Below are 6,992 nucleotides of genomic sequence, written 5' to 3' on the forward strand. Positions count from 1 at the left end.
GGAAACAACCTTTTATCCATCTAAATACCATATTTATCGCCTCCAATATAATATTGCATCTTTTCCATTATTTGGCAAAACCTTTGTTAACAGTGCCTATAGTACTGACTATAATTTAACTGCTTTTACTATACGATCCCTAGCAAAGTGTTGCTTTGGGAGTTTGCTGTAATTTCTAACATATAATTAGTCGAGTAAGAGTTTCTGAAAGATGTATAATAAATTTTGTAGGAGGGTGTCTCACTAATATCCTGTGCGATCTGGAAATATGAACCTCTTTAAAAAATATGAGCTTTATAATAAATAGCCTGTGGTTTTAACAGATACCACAGGCTATTTAGCTTTTATAAAAAGGTTAATTTTTAGTAATGGGCTCTATTTTCTTAAAAATTGGTTCTGGTAGCAGTATTTGTGTCCCAGGTTTTAATTTTTCTGAAACGGCAGAAAATTTTCTATTTTGTACTTGAAGTATATCTAAGATCTTGGCTGCGGAATCTGGAATGAACGGTTGTAATAGTATCCCAATTACTTTTATCAATTCAAGTAGTGTATAAAGTATTGTATTCATTCTCTTAATATCTGTATTCTTAAGTTTCCAAGGGGCTGATTTATCTATATAAAGGTTTGCTATTTTTCCAAGCGATACAATATGCTCAATTGCGCTATGTAATTCTTGGTTATCTATAGACTGTATGACGCAGCTAACTTCATCATATGCTTTATCTAGTAAGTTTACCTCCTCTTTAGTTAGAGTTTCTGGGGTAGGTACAACCCCATTATTTGTTTTATATACGAATGAAGTAACTCTCTGAACCAAGTTTCCAATATTATTAGCTAATTCCGCATTTACTAAAGATATTAAGATGTTTTGTGAAAAATCACCATCTTTTCCAAATTGCATTGCCCTAATTAGATAATATCTAAAATAATCAAGACCAAACTTTTCTATTTCTTTGATAGGGTCTATAACATTTCCAAGAGATTTAGATATTTTTTCGCCTTCATTTGTCCACCAGCCATGTGCAAAAACTCTTTTAGGTAGTTCAAAATCCCCTGCCATAAGAAATGCAGGCCAAAAAACAGTATGAAATCTTAATATATCCTTGCCAACAATATGCAGATCACACGGCCAAAAACCATTTTGGTAAGATAGATAATTAAAAAGTGCATCAAACCATACATATATGACATGCTCTTCATGATCTGGTACTGGTATACCCCACTTAAATGTGGTACGCGATATTGAAAGGTCTTTTAATCCAGATTTTACGAAAGATATAGTTTCAGCACGCCTTGCAGCTGGTAATATAAAAGTTGGATTTTTTTCATAAAGCTCCAATAGCTTATCCTGAAAAGCTGATAATTTAAAGAAATAACTCTCTTCTTCTATCCATTCAACATCTGCTCCAGAAGGTGCTTTACCATTTATAAGATCATCTTCTTGATAAAAAGCCTCATCTCTAATTGAATACCAACCACTATACTTAGCTAGATATATGTAGCCAGCATCAGATATTTTTCTCCATACAGATTGGACAAATGACTTATGTTTTTCACTTGTAGTTCTGACAAAATCTGTATTTGATATATTGGCTAATTTGCATAAAGAGGCAAATTTTGACGATAAATTAGATACGAATTCGTTAATATTAGTATCTTTAGCAGCTTTTTCTATCTTTTGTCCGTGTTCATCTGTTCCAGTTAGAAAATGGACATCAAAGCCGGAAAGAGCTTTAGATCTTGCTATTATATCAGAGGCAATCGAGGTATACGCATGCCCTATATGAGGCTTATCATTGACGTAATATATTGGTGTTGAAATATAAAATCTTCTTTTCATTTATTATGAAGCATTTTTAAAAAATAGGATAATGTCTTATTATAATTGTCTATCCAGTTCAGTGTTATAACATCAACGGTAGATAGCAGCAATTTAACATATTCTAAAAATAATGTTCCAAAACTAGCATCTTTACCACTTAATGGTGTACAAAAAGTAAATTTACATACACTAGCCCTTTTAAGCTCAAAATATACTCTAGGCAAGTGGTAATATGAGGTAACCACCGTTACATGATTTAGCCTATTTATTGCCATAAATGTTTTTATTTCTATTATATTTTCCCTTGTATTTTGTGCGTGATATCCAATCATGAGGTTTGATAAATCAATGTTTCGTAATTCAAATATTTTTCTGATATTATTATATGCGCCAGCCCCATTTACACCGCTGATTAATATGGGTTTTGTAATGTTTTTTGAATATAGATTAATCCCCTCCATAATCCTATGGCTACCACCCGTAAGTACTGCTATAGATTCTTCAACATTGCAGCTAGAATAATTTTTAATATGATATGGTATCGTTACATTAACGAATACATAAAAACCGTAAAAAAAATACAGAAAACAGAATAGAATGAAGGCTAATAGAATCTTTGCTCTTGTTAACAAAATATCTTAGTTTAAGAAAGGTACCTTTCTACTTCCAACGCTGCAATGCAGCCTGTGCCAGCAGCAGTTACGGCTTGTCTATATATTCTATCTTGCACATCACCAGCTGCAAAAACTCCATGTATATTAGTTTTTGTATTATTTGTAACAATATACCCGTGTATGTCCATCTCAATTTTATCCTTGAAGATAGTTGTATTAGGTGAATGGCCAATAGCAACAAAAATTCCATCTAAGTCTAATTTTTCTTCTTTGCCAGACTTTGTATCTCTTATCAAAGCACCATTTACAGAGAGTGGATCTTCTGTTCCTAAAACTTCTACAAGTTCTCTATTCCATAGTATACTAATCTTAGCATTTGAAAAAACCCGTTCTTGTAAGATTTTTTCAGCTTTTAGTGCTTCTTTTCTATGAATAAGTATTACCTTAGCCGCATGTTTTGAAAGATAAAGTGCCTCTTCCGCCGCTGTATTGCCACCTCCAATCACCATTACTGTTTTTTTCTTATAGAGAGGTCCATCACAAGTTGCGCATCCAGAAACACCAAATCCTTTAAATTTTTCCTCGCTTTTTAATCCAAGCCAATTTGCACTAGCTCCTGTTGTGATAATAAGGGCATCACATGAATATTCGTTACCAGATTCAGCTGTTAATCTAAATGGTCTAGATGAGAAATCCACATGGGATATATGGTCATCCACCTCATGTGCACCACAATTTATTGCTTGCATTTTCATTTGGTCCATAAGCCATGGTCCCTGAATTGGATCTGCAAAGCCAGGATAATTTTCTACATCTGTAGTTATAGTAAGTTGCCCCCCAGGCTGAGAGCCAGAAATTATTAATGGGTTTAATGAAGCTCTTGCTGTATATATTGCAGCCGAATAACCTGCTGGGCCAGAGCCTAAAATTATAACTTTACTGTGGTGCATAAAAACCCTCAATTAATGTGCTATTATTTATCTTAATACAAGTTATTTTAATATGCACCCACAAAGCGCCAAACTTATAACTGCAAGAGTAAGTACTATTACTCCTTAAATCATTTTTTAATGAACTAAGGGATAAGCTTTTTAAGATAATCAGAGACCCCTTCTTGTGTAGGTTTCATTGCTTTATCACCTTTTCTCCATCCGGCTGGGCAAACTTCACCGTTTTCTTCAACATGTATAAGTGCGTCTAATGTCCTCACTATTTCGTCTATATTCCGACCAAGTGGTAGATCATTAACAAGCGAATGTTTTACTATACCATTCTTATCTATTATGAATGTGCCCCTAAGTGCTATTCCACCATCTGTTAATACCCCATAATTTCTTGATATTTCTTTTGTTATATCGGATATCATTGGTACTTCTATTTCTCCTATCCCGCCTTTTTCTAGAGGAGTTTTTCTATAAGCTGCATGAGTAAAATGAGAATCAACGCTTACAGTTATGGCTACAGCATCCCTTTGTCTAAATTCATTATTTTTTCTACTAAAAGCTATGATTTCTGACGGACAGACGAAAGTAAAATCTAATGGGTAGAAGAGTATTATAGCTCTCTTCCCTTGAGAATATTTAGCCAGATTAAATTGGTTATCTATCGAGCCATCAGGCATCACGGCTGCGGCTATGATATTTGGAGCATTTCTGCCAACTAAAGACATATACAAACCTAAATACAAAAATCAACAAAATAAATATAGTCACTATTTATATGCACTGCAATGCTGCAAGAAAAGATTATATTTATTTATTAGGTTTATATAATTAGCTATAACAAGTGAGTTAGGCTTTAAAATGACACGTTTTGCAGTATAGTATCTTGGTTAGTTGATATATTATTTCATTAGATGAATAGAGTTAAGGAGCTTGCAAAACTTTCTTTTCCCGCATTACTTTCCTCGATGCCAGGGTTTCTTGCTAAATTTGCGGTGGTTCCAATTTTAGGTAGGTACAGCATTGAGGCAATGGTTGCGGGTTCATGTGCATTTGCCATATTTACATTATTTGATGGCGCGCTTTATGCATCTTTTACAGGCTATAGAATATTAGGTAGTAAGAGTGCTGGAACCAAAAATTTTCAAGAAGCATTTACAGCGGGTATCACTTTTGCCATGCTAATTTCCATCATAATGATGTTTCTAATCTTTCTTTTTAATAATGAGTTAATTGCCTTTTTTGGGCTTAATAGTAATTCTGGTGATACATTTGAGCTGTGCAAGTTTTATATGGATATGTATCTGATATCCTACCCTCTTAGTGCATTTTGTATAATTGGAAATATCACGCTGCTTTTGAATAAAAAAATAAAAATTCTAAGCATTATGAGTATTTGTGATGGGGTTTTTGGATTTGTAATCAGGGTTATATTAGTTCATAAATTGGTAGGGGCAAAGGGTGCGGGATACGCTGCTTTAATACATAATCTACTTTTTGCTCTTCTTTACTTTTTTATAATTAAAAAATATGTAAATGGAATTGTGTTTAAGCTACATAAAAATCTAAAAAGAATATCGGTATTAAGTATTCCATCAATGTTTGCTATGATTTGTGACCATTTTGGTAATTCGTTGATATTCTCTATAATTGGCAATCTTCTTGGGCAGGAGGCATTTGTTGCCTCTAGGATTATTTTTTCAATAACAATAATATCATTTATAATTGTTATGTACATCTCATCTGGATTCAATGTATTAGGTGGGGCTGAGCTTGGGAAGAACAATTATAAGAGTTTTTATTCATATTATATTGCAAATGGTAGGCTTCTTTTTATAAGCGCCTGTATATTATGTTGTATTATACTTATATTTAGGTCGCATATTTTAGTCGCCTTTACATTGTTTAAAGAAATAAGGGCGCTTGCATATACCCCTGTTGCAATTGCTAGTTTATATGTAATATTCATGGCTATGTATCAGAATAATTCAATGTATCTAAAACTTGTGGAAAAAGTTAAGGCTGATATGGTGTGCAATATATTATCTATATGGTTAATACAGATTCCGATATCATATTATATGGGGATTACCTTGGGTATGGGGCTTGTAGGTTTTGCTATAGGTAGTGTTTTATATGCTGCATTTAGATTCTTAGCGACCTACATAATTGTAAGGCATCATGTAATGAGACATGCTATAAAGTAGCATGTTGAGAAATGCTTATTATTCAACATGTTCTGTCTACAGATTATTTTAGATCATAAAATTTAAAAGGTTTGCATCGATAATAAAAATTAGATTACGATAATTCTATTAGTTATTAGGTATTAAAGTAATACACAAGATGCAAGCTTATTATGGTTTAAAGTTCTTTTATGTTAGAAAGAAGTAAATTAGGCCATTTATTCATATTTTTCTTTCTATTATTGCTGCTAGCCTCTTTATTAGGTAAGGGGGCTTATGCTGATTTATACAAAGAATGTGTTTTTGCATGGGAATTTAGCAATAACGATAAGGTACTTATAGTAACAAGGCCTGTTGGTAAAGTTTGCTATAATAGATGTAAAAGTGAATGCTCATCTTTTTTAAGATCACAGGATGAGAGTATGGAAGTTGATATATTTTCTGTTTCTGGTGATTTGAACGGTGATATATTTGAAAAATGCATGCATACATGCCAAAGTGGTAACAATTTTTCTTCTAAATACAGGGAGATAAAGCCTAGTGGTGGCTTTACTTGGAAGCCATCAATTACCACAAAAGTAGCGTGCGCACAGTATGGTACACAAGGTGTTGCTGCTGCTAATTATAATTATTATTCTTCTGGTATTGAGCTTAAAAAAGATGATGAAGTTGTTATAACTTTGGCAAACAGTCCTTCTATTGGTGGTAATAGGATATATACTTGTGGTTTTAAGACTATAAAACTAGAGCCAATATTTAAATCATATAACGATGATGATATAGAGTGGAATAGTGCGCTAGGATGGAATGCTAAAAATAAATCACCAACAAGTACTGATATAAATATATCGCATAAAGATTATCTTGAGATTACTTACAGTGGAAATTTAATAAGGCGAAATAGTATTATTGGTACTGGGTGCGATATTAGTGCAGATAGGCTAATAGCTTTGGTTAATTTTCACAATGGCTGGATCATTAGCCAGACATCACTGGGGTATATACCAGGGCAGAGCTTAAGCATTGAAGATTTTATACCTAGGTTCAATCAGAAAGGTGAGTTGGAAAAGGTTGATCAAGTTACTGAGAAAGGTACAGATAAGAGTTTTATAGGTTTAAATGGAAGGGCTTGGTATGAAAGACATATTATAGATAAAAAGACAGAAGAATTTTTTAAAAAATACCCAGATTATCTAAGGTGTATAATAGACAGCAATGATTATAGGGATGGAAAAATAAGGGAGAGGTGGAAGAAGCATATCTTTTCTGGCTTTATAGATGCGCCATATCTTTTGCCACAAAACGATAATACTTTGTTTCTAAGACATGCTAGGCACTGTTAACAAAGGTTGTATTTAATAGATGCTAAAGCTATAAAGGCAAGGAAAGAGAGATCGGATTTCTCAAATCGTAATGCTAAGCGTCGATT

6 protein-coding genes are annotated in these 6,992 nt (G+C 33.2%); 2 read left to right on the forward strand and 4 right to left on the reverse strand.

Going from position 1 to position 6,992, the window contains the following annotated elements:
- Nucleotides 1-355: 355 nt before the first annotated feature.
- The 4 genes from metG to Cyrtocomes_RS04650 all read right to left on the reverse strand — a co-directional run bounded on the left by metG (nt 356) and on the right by Cyrtocomes_RS04650 (nt 4,105).
- Entirely contained in the window at nt 356-1,840 is a 1,485-nt protein-coding gene (gene metG, locus Cyrtocomes_RS04635) for a methionine--tRNA ligase (protein WP_322498029.1), read from the reverse strand.
- Complete coding sequence (locus Cyrtocomes_RS04640) at nt 1,837-2,454, reverse strand: YdcF family protein (protein ID WP_322498030.1); 618 nt, start codon at nt 2,452-2,454, stop codon at nt 1,837-1,839. The genes metG and Cyrtocomes_RS04640 overlap by 4 nt, the downstream gene beginning before the upstream one ends.
- Before the next feature lie 11 nt (nt 2,455-2,465).
- The gene (gene trxB, locus Cyrtocomes_RS04645) at nt 2,466-3,386 is read right to left on the reverse strand and encodes a thioredoxin-disulfide reductase (RefSeq protein WP_322498031.1); all 921 of its coding nucleotides are present in this window, start codon (nt 3,384-3,386) and stop codon (nt 2,466-2,468) included.
- Between the two features lie 125 nt (nt 3,387-3,511).
- A complete protein-coding gene (locus Cyrtocomes_RS04650) occupies nt 3,512-4,105 on the reverse strand; it encodes a peroxiredoxin (RefSeq protein ID WP_322498032.1) in 594 nt (197 codons plus the stop codon).
- A gap of 186 nt (nt 4,106-4,291) precedes the next feature.
- Here Cyrtocomes_RS04650 and Cyrtocomes_RS04655 point away from each other — a divergent pair, with 186 nt between their 5' ends.
- Both Cyrtocomes_RS04655 and Cyrtocomes_RS04660 read left to right on the forward strand, forming a co-directional pair.
- On the forward strand, nt 4,292-5,584 hold the full coding sequence (locus Cyrtocomes_RS04655; protein ID WP_322498033.1) for an MATE family efflux transporter: 1,293 nt from the start codon (nt 4,292-4,294) through the stop codon (nt 5,582-5,584).
- A 170-nt stretch (nt 5,585-5,754) separates the two neighbouring features.
- Nucleotides 5,755-6,906, forward strand: coding sequence for a hypothetical protein (locus Cyrtocomes_RS04660; RefSeq protein ID WP_322498034.1), 1,152 nt, complete (start codon nt 5,755-5,757; stop codon nt 6,904-6,906).
- The last annotated feature ends 86 nt before the right edge of the window (nt 6,907-6,992 follow it).

Origin of the sequence: Candidatus Cyrtobacter comes, assembly GCF_034470605.1 — a bacterium.
Taxonomy (GTDB): domain Bacteria; phylum Pseudomonadota; class Alphaproteobacteria; order Rickettsiales; family Midichloriaceae; genus Cyrtobacter; species Cyrtobacter comes.